Source organism: Collinsella sp. AM18-10 (assembly GCF_003471585.1).
In the GTDB taxonomy this organism is placed as follows: domain Bacteria; phylum Actinomycetota; class Coriobacteriia; order Coriobacteriales; family Coriobacteriaceae; genus Collinsella.
Window position 1 is genome coordinate 377482 of sequence record NZ_QRJO01000001.1, and the last position, 16499, is coordinate 393980.

Genomic DNA, 16499 nt, shown 5'->3' on the forward strand with positions numbered 1-16499 from the left:
GCCGGCTATTTCAAAACTATGCCGGTTTACGGGGCTGAATCGCGAACCCCCAACCATACGCAATTCCGAAATAATAAAACCGCAGGTAAACGGCTTGCTCTATTTCAAAAATAGCCGGCATGGTCTGCTTGTGCCAATCTGGCCCCGTAAACCGGCATAGTTTTAAAATGGCACTTCGGCAGTATTGATTCCCGCCCCGGCGCAACCAGCCCTACAGTCCGCACTTCACGACGACTCGGTTGATGCGGCGACACCAAGGCTTGTACAGGGCGACCAAAAACACGCAGGTCGCAAGGCCGTGCGTGATATCGAACGGCACCGCCGTGGCAAGACGCGCCATGGCACCCGCCCACGTGAGCGGTTGAACAAAACCGATAATGTCGTAGGCGTTGATCACAACGCCGTACAGCAAACCCGAAGCAAAGCCGTAGGTCAGCAGCGCCGGCATACGCACGGTGCCATCGGCGCGATCAAAAGCGCCGGCATGCGCCAGCGCACCGCCAACGTATCCCACGAGCCCCCAGGCATACATCTGCCACGGCGTCCACATGCCCTGTCCAAAAAAGAAATTGCTGCTCAGCGCCGCCAGCGCGCCAACCATAAAACCATTGCGGCGGCCAAGCGTCGCCCCCGCGATAATGGCGATGGCACTCACGGGTTTAAAGTCGGGAATGGGGCCAAACAAGATGCGCCCCGCCGCGGCCAACGCCGCCAGAACCAGCGTTGGCATAATCTGGCGCAGGCCCGGTCGCGACGCCTCGTAGCCTGCAAAGAACAGCGCAAGCACCAGCGCCACCACGACAAGCATGGCGAGTGCCGCCTGCTCAACGCCCGCCAGCAACGCCGCAGCCATCACGGCTGGCACCGCCAGCAGCAGCGGGATCTCCAGTTTTGCGAGCAGGCGCGCGACGCGATAATCCGTCATCCCATCACGCCCTGTAAAACACGTTGTCGGCAAAGAAATCTGCCGGAGGCTCCATGCAGGCGATCTCGCCGTCGAACATCATGGCGACGTCGTCGGACACCTGCTCGGCAAAGTCTAAGTCGTGCGTGGCCATAATGACGGTACCGCCGGCATTCGCATGGTCACGCAGGGCGCGAGCGATGATGCGGCGGCTGGCCAAGTCCAAACCCTTGGTGGGCTCATCAAGCAGCAGCAGCTCCGGACCAATCAACAGCAGCTTTGCCAACGCAAGCAGCTGGCGCTGGCCGCCCGAAAGATCGTACGGGTGACGCGCCTCCAAGCCCGCCAGACCCAGGCGCGCTGTCTGCTCCTGTGCTGCAGCCTCGTCGTATCCGCAGGTCGAAGCCCATTCCATCAGCTCGTCGCGCACCGTTTCGGCGACCAGCAATGCCTTGGGATTCTGTGGCAGCAGCGCCGCCGAAGCCGTCCCGCGCACCATGCGGCCACGCTGTAGCTTGGCCGTCTTGGCCAGCACCGAGAGCATCGTCGACTTGCCGCAGCCGTTTCCGCCCACGGCCGCATGCACCGCGCCAGCTGAAAACGTCACATCGAGCCCGCGCAGCACCCAACCGCCCGCGCGATCGTAGCGAAACCAGCCCTCCGACAGGGTGGTAGCCGACCCGCCGTGCATTTTTTGGAGTATTCTGCTTCCATCCGTGCGCAGGAAGGCTTCCGAGCCGTTCTCGAGCGACGTTTGTGCCACAAATTCGGACGATTTGTCCAATTCCAAACTTTTTTTCGCGCTCGATACGTCCCCGGACGGCTCCAGAGAGCCCAAATTGTCCTCACGCCTGCTGAATACTCCGTTTTTTGCACATCGGATGGCACCCCACCCCAACATGTCATCGGAAAACAGCGATTCTCGGCGTCCTAAAGAAGCCATATCCGCCACCTCGCGCACCCGACCGCCCTCAATCCGGTACGCACACGTCGCATACTCGAGCATCGGCCGCGGTTGATGCGTAGCCACAACGACCGTGCAGCCCAGCTCACGGTTCACGCGAAACAGCGCGTGCAGAAAATTCTTCTCGGCAACGGGATCGAGCTGAGACGTGGGCTCGTCGAGTAGCAGCACACGCGGACGCAGCGCCAGGACGGCGGCAAGCGACAGCAGCTGCTTGCGGCCACCCGAAAGCGTATCGGTATCGCGATGAAGCCAGTCCTCCAGACCAAAGAAATAGCTGGTCTCAGCTACGCGACGGCGCATCTCGTCGCGCGACACACCCAGATTCTCTAGGCCAAACGCCATCTCGTGCCACACGGTTTCGCACACGATCTGGTTCTCGGGATCCTGGAACACATAACCCACGCGCTCCGCCGATGCCCGCACGTCCATGTCGGCGACGGGCTCGCCCAGCACGCGCAGCTCGCCGGAGCGCGTACCCGCCGGAGCGATCTCGGGCTTGAGCAGCGACAGCAGCGTCGATTTGCCCGACCCGGTACCGCCAACAAGCAGCGCAAACGCACCTTGGGAAACACGCCAATCAAGTCCCTCGAGCACCGGTGCCTCGGCCCCGGGATAGGCAAAACTAAGGCCTCGCACCTCAATCGCCGGCGCGGCCGAGCCATATGCCACACCCGCCGCCGAGCTCCTATCAAACCGAGCCATCAGCCAAACCTCTTCTCATCAATCGCATGCAACGCGCAAGGCAGCACCATCCAGGCAGCGTACACGACATAGCCCGGCCACGGCGCCGGCACCGAGAGCTGCGGATAAAACGAATACTGCGTCGTCGCGGTCCACACCACTGCCGCCGTGGCCACGCCAAACAACGCAAGCCCAACCAGCGCGGCAACGTCGCTGCGCCCCAGTCGATACCGCGCATACGTCGTTCGACGCGTCGCGGCGCCCCACCCACGGGAGCGCATGGCGTCCGCGCGCTCCAGCGAATCTTCCATGCCCCAGCCCATCAACACACTCGATGCCCGCAAACGCGAACGCACGGGGTCGGCCGGCGCGCGGCCCGGCACATCGATCGCGTCCTGCACCGCCAGCACCGTGCGGCCGCGGCGCAAAAACTGCGGGATAAGCCTCATGCACATCGAGATCATGAGCGCAATCACCGGTGCGGCATTGCCCAGCAGCGCGAGCACCTTGTCGTATTCGAGCATCGACGCCGCCGCCTCAAACCACAGCACGCTCGCCACAAACAGCCCGCCCATGCACAGGCCGTATACCATGCTCTCCAGATACACCGCGCGCATGCCAATACGGAACAGCTCCGTCGAGCCCGAGGCGCTAAACAGCGGATTGAGCACCGCGACGATCAAAATCACCGGCAGCTGCCAGCGGAGCGCGCCCAGCGTGCGGGCAGCCCCACGCGTCGCAAATCCATACGCCAGCCCGCCCGCAAGTGACAGCGCAATCAGTACCGGCTGCATCGAGAACATAGTGAGCCCCAGCGTCAGCACTATATAGAGTGCCGGCACAGCCGGATGCGACATCGAGAATGCCGCGACGGGCTCGCCGCCAAACTCCTCTCGTATGTTGTCCACGGGCACCCCCGTCCCCTCGCTCAAACAACAGCTCCGCAGCACCGCCAACGCCGCACGCAAGCAGTGCAAACGCCACGCCGGCGGCGCAAGCCTCAACCGCCGCAAACCAATCGTTACGCGCTCGTCATATGCCTGCGGTATCATATTGCGCCGTGTATCGTTTCCAAACACACGTCTCTATAACGTAACAGGAGATCACATGGACGCAACCGCAATTATCCTCGCTGCCGGCGAGGGCACCCGCATGAAGTCGAACCACTGCAAGGTTTCGCACAAGATCCTGGGTAAGCCCATGGTCCAGTGGATCGTCGACGCTACCATCAAGGCCGGCTGCAGCCGCGTCGTGGTTGTCATCGGCAGCCACGCCGACGAGATGCGCGCCCTCATCGACGGCGCCTACGCCAACAGCGCCACCAAGGTCGAGTGCGTCGAGCAGACCGAGCGTCTGGGCACCGGTCACGCCGTGAAGGTCGCGCTCGAGGCCTGTGGCATCACGCAAGGCCCCGTCGTGGTGCTCAACGGCGACCTGCCGCTCATCACCGCCGACACCGTCGCCAAGTTCGCGCAAACCGTCGCCACCGGCGAGCTCGCCTGCACCGTCATGACCATGACCCCGCCCGATCCTTTCGGCTACGGCCGCATCAAGCTGGGCGCCGATGGTCAGATCGAGCGCATCATCGAGCAGAAGGACTGCACGCCCGAGCAGGCCGCCGAGCTACTCGAGTGCAACGCCGGCTGCTACGCCTTCGACGGCGCGCAGCTCGCCGCCCACATTAACGAGATCGGCAACGACAACGCGCAGTCCGAGTACTACCTGCCCGACATGCTCGAAATCCTCAAGGGTCACGGCCAGGCAGCCTCCATCTTCCACTGCGACGACTACCGCGACGGCCTGGGCGTCAACAGTCGTGTCCAGCTCGCGCAGCTCACCGCCATCGCGCGCGACCGCATCAACGAGCACTGGATGGCAGAGGGCGTCACGTTCATCGACCCCACGCAGGCTTGGATCGGCCCCGACGCCACCATCGGCCGCGACACCGTCGTGTGGCCGCAGACGCACCTGATCGGCCACGTCACCGTGGGCGAGGAATGCCAGCTCGGCCCCAACAGCCGTCTCACCGACACCACCGTCGGCAGCGGCTGCACCATCGATGAGACCATCGCCATCGAGGCCGTCATCGAGAACGGCGTCGACTGCGGCCCGCGCGCCTACCTGCGCCCGGGCACCCACATGCTCGACGGCTCCAAGGCCGGCACGCACGTGGAGATCAAAAAGTCCACGATCGGCGAGGGATCCAAGGTGCCGCACCTGTCCTACATCGGCGACACCACCATGGGCCCCGGCGTCAACGTGGGCGCTGGCTCCATCACCTGCAACTACGACGGCGTGCACAAGCACAAGACCGTCATCGGCAAGGATGCCTTCATCGGCTCCGACACCATGATGGTCGCGCCTGCCCAGATCGGCGACGGCGCGCTCGTGGCCGCCGGCTCCGTCATCACCGAGCCGGTCCCGGCAGACGCACTCGGACTGGGTCGTGCCCGTCAGGTAAATATTGAGGGCTGGGCCGCCGATTATCGCCGCCGTCTGCACGAGGACGACGAGGTATAACGTTTTATCAAGCATCTAAGGAGCTGTTCCCATGGGGACGGCTCCTTTTTCTATGCTGACCTGCGCGACCGGATGAGTGGTCGGTTCGTGTCCGTTGACGGTAAAGACGTTATCAAGACTCGATAAACCCCGCCGCGCGGTTACAATGCAACAAGGCATCTATATGGCATTCGATATAAAGGAGAAGGGTAATGCCGATTAATGATCCCGAGAAGTCGGAGAATATGCGCAAGTCCATCCGCGTGTATTCCGGTTCCTCCAACCGTCCCCTCGCTCAGAAGATTGCTGAGTACCTTGGGGTCGAGCTTTCGGGCCTTACGCTAAAGCAGTTCGCCAATGGTGAGATTTACGCCCGCTACGACGAGACCGTCCGCGGCGCCGACGTCTTCCTGATTCAGTCCGTGGCCGGCGGCAACGTCAACGACATGCTCATGGAGCTGCTCATCGCCACCGACGCTGCCAAGCGCGCATCCGCCCGCTCCATCACCGCCGTTATCACCCACTACGGCTATGCCCGCCAGGACCGCAAGGCCGGCCCGCGCGAGCCCATCACTGCCCGCCTCGTCGCCAACCTGCTCGAGCGCGCCGGCGTCAACCGCATCATCACCCTCGACCTGCACCAGGGTCAGATCCAGGGCTTCTTTGATATCCCGGTTAACCACCTGTCCGCGCTGCCGCTGTTTGGCCAGTACTACAACGACATGCACTTCGACACCGACAACCTGGTTGTCGTCTCCCCCGACGTGGGTCGTGCCAAGGCCGCCAAGAAGCTGTCCGACATGCTCGGCTGCGACCTGGCCATCGCCCACAAGGGCCGTCCGCGCCACAACGCCGCCGAGGTCATGGGCATCATCGGTGACATCAAGGGCAAGACCTGCATCATCAACGACGACATGATCGACACCGCTGGCACCCTGTGCGCCAACGTCAAGGAGCTCAAGGCTATGGGCGCCGGCGACATCTACGTGTGCGCCACCCACGGCATCTTCTCCGGTCCGGCCATCGAGCGTCTGAACGACGCCCCCATCGTCGAGTGCGTCGTCACCGATGCCATTCCCGTCGAGGTCGGCGGCAAGATTAAGACCATCTCGGTCGCCGAGGAGTTCGCTCAGGCCATCTCCGCCGTTTACCACGAGGAGCCCGTCTCCACGCTCGTCGGCGGCGACTTCGCGCTGTAGCCTGCCACGCATCGCATCATCTTTGATGCTTTTAAAGGGTCGGAAGCTCGCTTCCGACCCTTTTTCTATCCCTCGCCAACCTTCCCTGGACAATTAGTTCAAATTTGTATTTTCTTGGGCGCCCACATGGACCACTTGATGCGCCAAAGGTTCACCTGCCGGCATAATCTCGGCCAATCTCTCCTCTTATGGACGTCTTCACTATGCCATTCACTCTATTTTGCCCACCGAACCCTTCGACAATGGCGGAACGCTTCAATCGCCTTATACAAATCTGAACTAACTGTCCAACACCTATCTCGATCCATGCCTCCAAGGTCAAACAAGCGCCCTGAGCCCCGCTTTTTCAAGGCCCCTCGCACGATCTGCTACCGTCTGCGGCGCACGACGCCCCTTTGAGCGAAAAGAACGCCACGGCTGCATCATTTCGCCGACGGCTTAGTACTTTATAGCTATGACCACTGTGATCTCACATTTCTCCGCCCTCCGCGCAATTCGCCGCGCTCGACGGGCGTACTCTGCGCTTCCGTGGGGCATCATCGATGACAGGCAACAGGCACAAGCCCTTGCAAGTTGTGTTCCCAACAAGGACGCCATAGACTTTGTAGCTCTTGCGATGCTTGACGCCTGGAGCGAAGACGACTCCGAGCGCCTAGATCTCCTTGTTGCCGGCGGCAACAACAGACGGCCCGACGGACGTCTTCTCCAGCACAGCGTCACCGCCCCGCTTCCCGCGGAAGCAATCATGCACATCGAAGCTGACATCTACGCAACGTCTCCCGCCATGACAGCCATGTTGTGCTCTAGGAATGAGCCTGTAGCCAAAGTCCTGATGCTTCTCATGGAGCTGCTGGGGTCCTACTCCCTTCCGCCCGAGATAACCAACCCCATCGCCCACGACGACACGTGGCCCAAGGCCGGTAGCTCCGAAGCGATGGACGATCTTGATTGTCATGGCGGCCAGCCGGCACCCGGAAAGCAAGACGAAACCCGCTACGAACAGGCGCACTACAAATGCGAGCCTGCCACAACCATAAATGAGCTCGAGGCAGTCGCACAGTTTGCCAAAAGTAGCTCCTACGCCTCGTTTCGCACGGCCGTCAGACTCGCCCGAGCAGGATCCGCATCCCCAGCGGAGTCCTTAATGTTCGCCGTCCTGGGCGCGCCCATGCGCTTTGGCGGATTCGGATGCTGCAGCCTGCCCATGGGAGGCCTGCTACTCAACCATCGAATCGACTTCGACACTCTTGCGGTCAACATGTCCTCAGGCATCCCCTATGCCATCTGCGACCTATATTGCCCGGCAGCCGGAGTCGACAACGAATACAACGGAATTGGGCATGAGCTTCAAAATGCTCGCATCCACGATGGCAATCGAAATAATGGACTCAAGGCAATGGGCATCCACGTCCTGGTTATCAATCGCGACCAAATGAAAGACCTTGTTGCGCTCGAAGCCTTCGCACAAATGATGCATCGACTCGCTGGGGTTCGGTTCCGCTATCGCATCAAGGGTTATCGCAAACGTCAAGCCGCATGGCTCAACGCCCTTCGGGCCGGAATCGGCCTCGCGCCGGTCTAGAAAGCGTATCTCGACAACATCGCCGAGCAAGGCTGGACAGTTAGTTCAGATTTGTATAAACAGACGGCTTATTTCAAGGCGCTTTGCTGCCATCTCGGGGCCAATCACCTCATTTAAAGGCTCGAATGGCTTCGAAATAGCGCAAAACGTGCGCCCCAAAGCACCGAAACGGCTCCATGTCTCCGATTTTGGCAGCCGAGAGCCTCTTGCTTTATACAAATCTGAACTAACTGTCCACCCCGGTTTCCTGCAACCGCTCAAACGCCCTCAACTCACCTCAATTGCCCTCCATTTGACAGCGGCAACAGGGTCGCTCACCATAGCAGGCGACAAATCAACGAAAGGATGAACATGGCAGCTGCACAGCCGCTTAAGATTCGCATGGTTGCCGGGCTTGGCAACCCGGGCGAGGAATATGCCGAGACCCGCCACAACGCCGGCTTTAAGGCAATCGACGAGCTGGCCCGTCAGGCCGGTGTCACGTATTGGAAAAATCAGGCCGGTGCCGAGGTCGCGCTCATCAATATCAACGATGCCGAGGAAGAGGGCGGCAAACGCCAGATTGTGCTGGTCAAGCCGCAGTCATTCATGAACACCTCGGGCGGCCCCATCTCCAAGCTCTGCCGCGAGTACAAGATCAAGGCCGAGGAGCTGCTCGTAATCCACGACGAGCTCGATATTCCCGCCGGCGACGTGCGTGTTAAGGTGGGCGGCGGCCATGCTGGCCACAACGGCCTGCGTTCCATCATCGACAAGATGGGCAGCCGCGACTTCAGCCGCATCCGCACCGGCATCGGCAACCCTCCCGGCAAGATGGCCGTCGCAGACTATGTGCTTAAGCAGCTGCGCGCCCGCGAGGCCGAGGGCTTCCAGGACACCTGCACCCGCGCCGCAGATGCCGCCGGTTTGGCCATCGTCCACGGCGTAATCTACGCCCGCGATCACGTAAACGGTGCCGCTTCCGCCAACGGCAAGCACTAAAACCTACCATTTAGGGATGTTAATTTTGGCAGGTTTTATATGCGAAAACGCCGCCGCGGCCGCATCGCAATAAGTCCTGCGCCGCCATACATATGCAGCGCCCCAAAGGGGGCCGGCCCCACCGATGCGCGAGGCCGGCCCCCTTTGCCGTTTTGCCTGATAAAACCGACCAAAATAAACCTGTCCCTTTTTGGTAGGTCGGGATAAACCCTTTTCCCAACCGCCGAAGACACACGTAAACAGCATGTCCATGAGGGTATAATTTGCACCGTATGTCTGCACAACGCCTGTGCGCGTACGGTTTTACTCGGGCTACCGTCCATTTCCGTGGAGGCACGGTTCGGCGGCCCTAACAAGAGAGGGGTTCTATGTATAAGATCCTGGAGAAGACGCAGTTCTCGGAGAAGGTGTTCAAGTTCCGCATCGAGGCGCCCGCAATCGCCAAACATGCGCACGCTGGACAGTTCCTCATGGTTCGCGCCAACGAGACGGGCGAGCGTGTCCCGTTTACCCTGGCCGGCTGGAACGGTGACGAGGGCTGGGTCGAGTTCATCTTCATGGTGATCGGCAAGACCACCGAGATGCTTTCCACCTACGAGGCCGGCGAGTCGCTGCGCGACGTCGTGGGCCCGCTGGGCGTTCCCACCGAAATGGCCGAGGGCCCCTGTGCCGTCATTGGCGGCGGCGTCGGCCTGGCAATTGCCTTCCCGGTCGCCAAGCACCTGGTCGAAACCGGCCACGAGGTGCACGCCATCATGGGCGCCCGCACCAAGGACCTCCTGCTCATGGAGGACCAGTTCCGCGAGCTCCTCGACGAGGACCACATCCACATCACCACCGACGACGGCTCCTACGGCGAGCAGGGCGTTGTCACCGCTCCGCTGGAGCGTCTGCTGCAGGACAAGGCCGTGAGCCAGGTCTTCTGCGTCGGCCCCGTTCCGATGATGAAGTTCTCGACCCTCACCGCCCAGAAGTACGACACCCCCATCACCGCGTCGCTCAACCCCATCATGGTTGACGGCACCGGCATGTGCGGCTGCTGCCGCGTCGAGGTGGGCGGCGTGACCAAGTTCGCTTGCGTCGACGGCCCCGACTTCGATGCCACCCTGGTCGACTGGGATGACCTTCGTGCCCGCCAGGCCGCTTACCGTTCCGAAGAGGGCGAGTCCCTCAAGGCCTATGAGGAAAAGAGCTGCGCATGCCACTAGTTAACGGTCGTTTCGTTGCCGATATGAAGTCGCCCCGCACCCCCGATAACGAGGAGCCGGCTGCCGAGCGCGCCTGCGACTTCCGCCCCGTCGACAAGGGCTTCACCGAGGAGATGGCGCTGGCCGAGGCCGAGCGCTGCCTCAACTGCAAGAAGCCGTTCTGTGTTGAGGGCTGCCCCGTCAACATCAACATCCCCCGCTTTATCGAGCAGATCCGCGCGAAGGACTTCGGCGGCGCCCTCGATACCATCCGCGAGGACTCCATGCTTCCCGCCATCTGCGGCCGCGTCTGCCCGCAGGAGAACCAGTGCGAGGGCAAGTGCATCCGCGGCAAGAAGTCCGAGCCCGTGGCCATCGGCCAGCTCGAGCGCTTCCTGGGTGACCGCCCCGAGCTCGCCTCCACGCCCAAGATGGCCCCCAAGAACGGCAAGAAGGTCGCCGTCGTCGGCTCCGGCCCGTCCGGCATCACCTGCGCCGGCGAGCTCGCCCGCAACGGCTTTGACGTCACCGTCTTCGAGGCATTCTTCACCGGCGGCGGCGTGCTGGTCTACGGCATCCCCGAGTTCCGTCTGCCCAAGGCAGTCGTCAAGCGCGAGATCGACGGCCTGGAGGACATGGGCGTCAAGTTTGAGTACAACTCCGTCGTGGGCAACATGGCCACGGCCGAGGAGCTGTTCGAGCAGGGCTTCGACGCCATCTACGTGGCAACCGGCGCCGGCCTGCCCAAGTTCCTCAACGTCCCCGGCGAGAACCTGCCCAACGTCTTCTTCGCTAACGAGTACCTCACCCGCGTGAACCTGATGAAGGCCAACAAGTTCCCCGAGTACGACACCCCCACCAAGCACGGCAAGAACGTCGTTGTCTTTGGCGGCGGCAACGTGGCCATGGACGCCGTCCGTACCGCCAAGCGCCTGGGCGCCGAGCACGCCATCATCGCCTACCGTCGTACCGAGGACGAGATGCCCTGCCGTCGCGCCGAGCTGCACCATGCTAAGGCCGAGGGCGTCGAGGTTCTGCCGCTCGTCTCCCCGCTCGAGTTTGTCGCTGGCGAGGACGGCTCCGTGTGCGCCGTCAAGGTCCAGAAGATGGAGCTCGGCGAGCCTGACGAGTCCGGCCGTCGTCGCCCGGTGCCCATCGAGGGCGCCATCGAGGAGATCCCCTGCGACGTCGCGATCTCGGCTATCGGCACCAACGCCAACCCCTTCGCAAAGAAGATCGGCGGCAAGATGGAGCTCAACAAGTGGGGCTACATCGTCGCTGACGAGGAGACCGGCCAGACCACCGATCCCCGCATCTGGGCCGGCGGCGACATCGTCACCGGTGCCGCTACGGTCATTCTGGCGATGGGCGCCGGCAAGAAGGCCGCCGCTTCGATCACCAAGAGCCTGCTGGGCGAGTAATCACCTACAGCGCTAGCCACCAAACGGCAAAGTCCCCGTCGAGCACACGCCCGGCGGGGACTTTTTCTATGCCGACCGCCCAGACCACCACAAAGGTGCCTGTCCCCTTTGTGGTGGTTGGGAGCCTGACCGACTAGTTTGTCTCGATCTGTAACACCTGGAGCCCGTTGAGCCCTGCAGTTGTTACAGATTGAGATATTGTGCCGGCCGGCCACGCTGCATCTCAATCTGTAACAGTTAGAGACCAAATATGCCGCCTGGTGTTACAGATCAAGACGTTGGGCTGACGGCCGAACGGTTCATCTCAATCTGTAACAGTTAGAGCCATTTTCGCTGGCTTGGTGTTACAGATCGAGACTATGCAAAAGCCGAGGATAGGCACTGCCGCCAAGGCCTTCCCCTCGGCCTAAAACAAAAACCACCACAAAGGTGCTGTCCCCTTTGTGGTGGTTTTGGTCGGCTAGCCTTCGAGCTGCGCCACTTTGTAGCGGTAGGCTGCAGCGATGACGTCTTTACAGCCCTCGCGTCCCAGCTTGGCGCGGTTGACGACGATATCCTTGCCGCTCGTCATCTTCCACTTGCCGGCGCTGTAGCGCTTATAGAACGCCTCGCGCGCCTTCTGCTGCTGTTTGACCAGCTTGGCACCTTTCTTTTTGTTAAGTCCGCGCTTCTTGCGCACAATCTCGACGCGGTCCTCAAAGGGTGCGGTCACCAACACGGCAATGTGGTTGGGGTTGTTACGCAGCAGGTAATCGGACAGGCGACCCTCGATAATGCAGCTCTCGGTCTCGCCCAGGTCCAAAATCACCTGGCTCATCTTTTGGAACAACTTGTCCGAGTACGAACGCGCATCGTAGCGGTCGGGCAGAAACGCCATGTTCTCCACAGCCAGACGCTCGTCGTAGGCGGCCATCTTGTCGAGTGACTCGCCCGCGCGCAGCGACGCACGCACCAGCAGCTCGTTGTCATACAGCGGAATCCCCAACTCGTCGGCAAGTATGCGGCCAATCTCGTGACCCTCGGCACCAAAATCGCGCGCGATGGTAATGACCACAGGATTCTTCTTATTCTCCAGATCGCTCATCGCGATTCCTTTCTAACAAATGAGAAAAGGGCTGTTTATCTCTTATTCCCACGATACCGTACCTGGGTTTTCCTGGTGCCCAAGATTGACCTGAAAGAGGAGCGACGCGTACTTTGGTACGCGAGCGACGGTTTGAAGGCCAAGGTTGGGTGCCAGGGAAAGCCAGGCTATGCGGCTACGATGCGGCGTTGATATGCTCGGACCAGCAACGAGATACCAAAGTTGAGCACAAAGTACATCGCAAACACCAGGCCGTAGAGCATAAGCACCTGCGACAGATCGATCGCGTGGGCCATCACGACGTTTGCCGTGTACATGAGCTCGGCCACGTTAATGCCCGAAAGATACGAGCTGTCCTTAATGACGGTCGTGCACTGGCTAAACAGCGCCGGAATGATCGTCTTAAACGTCTGCGGCAGAATGATGTAGCGCATGGTGGCAAAGAAGCCAAAGCCCTGGCTCTGCGCCGCCTCAAACTGGCCGCGCGGAATCGAGTTGAGACCGCCGCGCACAATCTCGGCCATAACGGCGCTGGTAAACAGCGTAAAGGCAATGGTCGAAATCACAATGTCCAAACCCTGCACCGTAAAGTAGATAAACAGGATCCACAGCAGGTTCGGCGTGCAGCGGAACAGCTCGATATAGGCGCTCACCAGAATACGGAATGGGCGGGGCGCATAGCTTTTAACGAGCGCCAGCACCGTGCCAAAGATGAGCGAGAAAAAGATCGACAGCGCCGAGATCTCTATGGTCTTAACAAAGCCGCCCCAAATGTAGAGCAGGTTGGTCGCGTTGAAGATTTCCATGCGCTAGGCCTCCTCTACGTTGTCGAGCCCCAGCTCGGCCAGGCTCACACCGCGCGGACGCTCCTTGGAGCGGCGCTCGAGCCACTGCACCAGCATGGCGAGCGGAAAGCAGATAATGAAGTACATAAGGCAGCAGACGATGTACCCCTGCAGGTAACCGTACAGACTCACAAAGTTGTCGGAACGGTACATAAGGTCGCCGCCGGCCACAAGCGCCAGCACCGACGTATTTTTGACCAGGTTGAGCGCCTGGTTACACAGCGGCGGCAGAATGATCTTGAATGTCTGGGGCAGCACGATGTACCAGTACGCCTGCGCACGGGTGAAGCCCTGGCTCTGGGCCGCCTCCATCTGACCGCGCGGAACCGCCTCGATACCAGTGCGGATGACCTCCGAAATGTAGGCCGCGTGATACAGACCCACGCCCAAGAAGCCCAGCACGAACGGCGCGATGCGCACCGGCTGGTCGGCACCGGTTATGGCCTGTAAAAACTGCGGACCGGCCATGTACATAAAGAGCACCTGTACGGGCAACGGGGTGTTCTGGTAAAATTCCACGTACACGCGGCTTATGGCGCGCAGCACGCGCAAGCGGGTGGTAGAGAACACGCCCAGCAGCGTGCCCAGCACCAGCGACAGCAGCAGACCGGCAACGACCACTTGCAGCGTCACGCCAAAGCCCTCCCAGAAGGGCCCCATGTTTTGAAATGTCGTCGACCAACGGTCGGCGTCAAATAATCCTTCGAGCATTTGATTCCTTCCTTGGACGATGCGCCTATACAAGACCCCAGGTCTTGACCTCTTGGTCGAGCCAGCCATCGGCCAGGCGATCGCAAATCACCTGATCGACCACGGCCGAAAGGTCGCAGCCCTTCTTGGTCGCCACGCCGTAGCCCTGCTCGCCAAACTTGACCTCGGGCTGCAACAGCTCAACGGTCTCGTTCATGTAACCGGCCAGCGTGGAGCGGTCCATGGCAAAGACGTCGATATTGCCAGCGTCGAGCGAGCTCTTGATGATGGGATAGCCGCTAAAGGCCCTAAACTCGGGCTTGCAGCTAAAGCCGTTGTCCTTGATCATCTGCTCGATCAGGCCCTGCGTGGTAGCACCCTGGCTCACGCCGATGACCTTGCCGTCCAGGTCCTCAATCGAGGTGAAGCCCGAACGTTTCTTGACCATGAGTCCCACGTAGTCGGTGCGGTACGGCGTAGAGAAATCCCAGCTTTTCTTGCGTTCGTCAGTGATGGTGTAGGTCGCCGCGACCACGTCAAGTTGGCCGTTATCGATCAGCGGGCCGCGCGTCTTGGGCGTTACGTCGGTAAACTCGACAAGCTCCTGGGCGCGGGCCTCCTTGTAGCTCACGCCAAAGACGGCAGCGGCGATCTGGTAGCACAAATCGACTTCCATGCCCTCAAAGCGACCCTTGGCGGTGTCGTAATAGCCGTAGCCGGGAACGTCTTTCTTAACGCCGGCATTCAGATGGCCACGCGACTTAATGGCCGCAAGCTTGGATCCCTTGTCGGAACCCTCGCCGCTGGTGGAGTTGCCGCAACCGGCAAGCGCGGTCCCCGTCAGCGCAAGCATGCCGGCGCCAGCCAGCTGCAAAAAGTGACGGCGCGATACAGCCGCCCTCGTCATATCCGTCATGTCCATCACCGCGCCTAGTGCAGAATCTTGGACAGGAACTCGCGGCAGCGCGGGTTCTCGGGGTTATCGAAGAAGTGCTCGGGCGTGCCCTCCTCCAGGATGCGGCCGTCCTCCATAAAGATGACGCGGTCGGCCACCTGGCGCGCAAAGCCCATCTCGTGCGTCACGCAGATCATGGTGATGTCCTCCTGCGCGAGCTCGATCATAACGTCGAGCACCTCCTGCACCATCTCGGGGTCGAGCGCCGAGGTCGGCTCGTCAAACAGGATGATGGGCTGCTTGGTGCACAGGGCGCGGGCGATGGCGATGCGCTGCTGCTGACCACCCGAGAGATTCTGCGGATACTCGCCGGCCTTATGCGCCATGCCGACGCGCTTGAGCGCGGCGATGGCGATCTCGGTCGCCTCCTCCTTGCTCTTCTTTTGCAGCTTGATGGGCGCGAGCGTCAGGTTACCGAGCACCGTCATGTTGGGATACAGGTTGAACTGCTGAAACACCATGGAGCTATACTTGCGGGCCATCTCCAGGTGATTCTTTTTGGTGAGCGGCGTACCGTCGATGATGACCTCGCCCGACGTGGGCTCCTCAAGATAATCGACGCAGCGGATGAGCGTCGACTTGCCCGAGCCGGAAGGCCCGATCATTACGAGCTTCTCGCCGCGCTTGACGGTGAGGTTGATATCTTTGAGCACATGCAGGTCGCCAAAGTACTTGTTGAGATGCTTGATCTCGATCATGTCTGCCATGGATGTCCCTTCCCTGCGTTTACACGAGTTGAACTATTGTACGGAAAGAACCACGTTTCCGCAGCCCACACTACATCCCCGTAAAGAACCCGCAACCTTCCGCCCACTCATTGGGCACTCATTTAAGTCTGTCCCCAGTGAGCGCCCAACCGCCCTTGTTGAGCATAAGTCAGCGAAAACCCGTACACGCGAGCAAGGTGACGTGAAATGAAAGGGCGCAGACCTTATGGTCGCGCCCTTGAAATTGAACGTCAGATTGCCGCGTGTACGGGTTTGCAGCGTCGAGCCGTTGCGCGGTTTGGTAAAACCGCGCAACAAATTACGCCAGCTTTGCGCCGACGATCTTTGCCGCGGCAGGCTTGTCGAAGTTGCCGCCGGTGGCCTTGCCGAGCGCGCCCATGACCTGGCCCATCTGCTTCTTAGATGTGGCGCCCAGCTCGGCGATAACCTGCTCGATCAGGGCCTCGAGCTCCTCGCCCGAAACCTGCGCGGGCAGCAGACTCTCCAGAATCTTGACCTGCTCGGTCAGGTTGTCGGTACGCTCCTGGTCGGTGCCGGCCTTGATGGACATCTCCAGCGTCTCGCTCGTCTGCTTAATCAGACGCTTGATCATGCTGTTGACGTCTTCCTCGGTCACATCGCGACGCTCGTTGACCTCGATGTTCTTCACTTCGGCCTTAACCTGGCGAATGATGGACAGGCGAACCTTGTCCTTGGCCTTCATGGCCGCGATCATTTCCTTCTGCAGCTCTTCGTTGGTCATCTGCAAATCCTCCTCAATAGTGCGGGCGACACTC

15 protein-coding genes are annotated in these 16499 nt (G+C 60.8%); 6 read left to right on the forward strand and 9 right to left on the reverse strand.

Features of this window, described 5'->3' with window-relative positions:
• Positions 1-211: 211 nt before the first annotated feature.
• Genes DW211_RS01500 through DW211_RS01510 form a run of 3 tightly spaced genes read right to left on the reverse strand, consistent with a single transcriptional unit; the run spans position 212 to position 3460 of the window.
• A complete protein-coding gene (locus tag DW211_RS01500) occupies positions 212-925 on the reverse strand; it encodes a DUF6580 family putative transport protein (RefSeq protein WP_118065914.1) in 714 nt (237 codons plus the stop codon).
• Between the two features lie 4 nt (positions 926-929).
• Positions 930-2573 (reverse strand): ABC transporter ATP-binding protein, encoded by a 1644-nt coding sequence (locus tag DW211_RS01505; protein WP_118258798.1) that lies wholly within the window; start codon positions 2571-2573, stop codon positions 930-932.
• Complete coding sequence (locus DW211_RS01510; protein ID WP_233540915.1) at positions 2573-3460, reverse strand: energy-coupling factor transporter transmembrane component T; 888 nt, start codon at positions 3458-3460, stop codon at positions 2573-2575. Before DW211_RS01510 ends, DW211_RS01505 begins: the two co-directional genes overlap by 1 nt.
• A 199-nt stretch (positions 3461-3659) precedes the next feature.
• Here DW211_RS01510 and glmU point away from each other — a divergent pair, with 199 nt between their 5' ends.
• The 6 genes from glmU to gltA all read left to right on the forward strand — a co-directional run bounded on the left by glmU (position 3660) and on the right by gltA (position 11421).
• Positions 3660-5072: a bifunctional UDP-N-acetylglucosamine diphosphorylase/glucosamine-1-phosphate N-acetyltransferase GlmU gene (gene glmU / locus DW211_RS01515; RefSeq protein WP_118258799.1), complete on the forward strand. Its 1413-nt coding sequence runs from the start codon at positions 3660-3662 to the stop codon at positions 5070-5072.
• Between the two features lie 191 nt (positions 5073-5263).
• Positions 5264-6250 (forward strand): ribose-phosphate pyrophosphokinase, encoded by a 987-nt coding sequence (locus DW211_RS01520; RefSeq protein ID WP_089573682.1) that lies wholly within the window; start codon positions 5264-5266, stop codon positions 6248-6250.
• Between the two features lie 454 nt (positions 6251-6704).
• Entirely contained in the window at positions 6705-7832 is a 1128-nt protein-coding gene (locus DW211_RS01525; protein WP_117759335.1) for a hypothetical protein, read from the forward strand.
• A gap of 351 nt (positions 7833-8183) precedes the next feature.
• On the forward strand, positions 8184-8813 hold the full coding sequence (gene pth / locus DW211_RS01530) for an aminoacyl-tRNA hydrolase (protein WP_199411478.1): 630 nt from the start codon (positions 8184-8186) through the stop codon (positions 8811-8813).
• A gap of 368 nt (positions 8814-9181) precedes the next feature.
• Complete coding sequence (locus DW211_RS01535; protein ID WP_006235793.1) at positions 9182-10021, forward strand: sulfide/dihydroorotate dehydrogenase-like FAD/NAD-binding protein; 840 nt, start codon at positions 9182-9184, stop codon at positions 10019-10021.
• Positions 10012-11421: an NADPH-dependent glutamate synthase gene (gltA, locus tag DW211_RS01540; RefSeq protein ID WP_022094914.1), complete on the forward strand. Its 1410-nt coding sequence runs from the start codon at positions 10012-10014 to the stop codon at positions 11419-11421. Before DW211_RS01535 ends, gltA begins: the two co-directional genes overlap by 10 nt.
• Positions 11422-11881: 460 nt before the next feature.
• Here the strand turns inward: gltA and DW211_RS01545 are convergent, their stop codons facing one another.
• From DW211_RS01545 to DW211_RS01570, 6 genes are all read right to left on the reverse strand, one after another.
• A complete protein-coding gene (locus tag DW211_RS01545) occupies positions 11882-12505 on the reverse strand; it encodes an AAA family ATPase (protein ID WP_117734775.1) in 624 nt (207 codons plus the stop codon).
• Positions 12506-12672: 167 nt separating this feature from the next.
• Entirely contained in the window at positions 12673-13311 is a 639-nt protein-coding gene (locus DW211_RS01550; RefSeq protein WP_055285379.1) for an amino acid ABC transporter permease, read from the reverse strand.
• Between the two features lie 3 nt (positions 13312-13314).
• The gene (locus DW211_RS01555; RefSeq protein WP_118258801.1) at positions 13315-14061 is read right to left on the reverse strand and encodes an amino acid ABC transporter permease; all 747 of its coding nucleotides are present in this window, start codon (positions 14059-14061) and stop codon (positions 13315-13317) included.
• Between the two features lie 25 nt (positions 14062-14086).
• Positions 14087-14962: a transporter substrate-binding domain-containing protein gene (locus tag DW211_RS01560; RefSeq protein ID WP_118258803.1), complete on the reverse strand. Its 876-nt coding sequence runs from the start codon at positions 14960-14962 to the stop codon at positions 14087-14089.
• 8 nt (positions 14963-14970) lie between these two features.
• Entirely contained in the window at positions 14971-15702 is a 732-nt protein-coding gene (locus tag DW211_RS01565) for an amino acid ABC transporter ATP-binding protein (protein ID WP_055251548.1), read from the reverse strand.
• 319 nt (positions 15703-16021) lie between these two features.
• Entirely contained in the window at positions 16022-16465 is a 444-nt protein-coding gene (locus DW211_RS01570) for a GatB/YqeY domain-containing protein (protein WP_006235801.1), read from the reverse strand.
• Positions 16466-16499: the final 34 nt, after the last annotated feature.

Coding starts and splice junctions, on each gene's coding strand:
- DW211_RS01500 (WP_118065914.1), bottom strand. CDS start 925: ATGACGGATTATCGCGTCGCGCGCCTGCTCGCAAAACTGGAGATCCCG.
- DW211_RS01505 (WP_118258798.1), bottom strand. CDS start 2,573: ATGGCTCGGTTTGATAGGAGCTCGGCGGCGGGTGTGGCATATGGCTCG.
- glmU (WP_118258799.1), top strand. CDS start 3,660: ATGGACGCAACCGCAATTATCCTCGCTGCCGGCGAGGGCACCCGCATG.
- DW211_RS01520 (WP_089573682.1), top strand. CDS start 5,264: ATGCCGATTAATGATCCCGAGAAGTCGGAGAATATGCGCAAGTCCATC.
- DW211_RS01525 (WP_117759335.1), top strand. CDS start 6,705: ATGACCACTGTGATCTCACATTTCTCCGCCCTCCGCGCAATTCGCCGC.
- pth (WP_199411478.1), top strand. CDS start 8,184: ATGGCAGCTGCACAGCCGCTTAAGATTCGCATGGTTGCCGGGCTTGGC.
- DW211_RS01535 (WP_006235793.1), top strand. CDS start 9,182: ATGTATAAGATCCTGGAGAAGACGCAGTTCTCGGAGAAGGTGTTCAAG.
- gltA (WP_022094914.1), top strand. CDS start 10,012: ATGCCACTAGTTAACGGTCGTTTCGTTGCCGATATGAAGTCGCCCCGC.
- DW211_RS01545 (WP_117734775.1), bottom strand. CDS start 12,505: ATGAGCGATCTGGAGAATAAGAAGAATCCTGTGGTCATTACCATCGCG.
- DW211_RS01550 (WP_055285379.1), bottom strand. CDS start 13,311: ATGGAAATCTTCAACGCGACCAACCTGCTCTACATTTGGGGCGGCTTT.
- DW211_RS01555 (WP_118258801.1), bottom strand. CDS start 14,061: ATGCTCGAAGGATTATTTGACGCCGACCGTTGGTCGACGACATTTCAA.
- DW211_RS01560 (WP_118258803.1), bottom strand. CDS start 14,962: ATGGACATGACGGATATGACGAGGGCGGCTGTATCGCGCCGTCACTTT.
- DW211_RS01565 (WP_055251548.1), bottom strand. CDS start 15,702: ATGGCAGACATGATCGAGATCAAGCATCTCAACAAGTACTTTGGCGAC.
- DW211_RS01570 (WP_006235801.1), bottom strand. CDS start 16,465: ATGACCAACGAAGAGCTGCAGAAGGAAATGATCGCGGCCATGAAGGCC.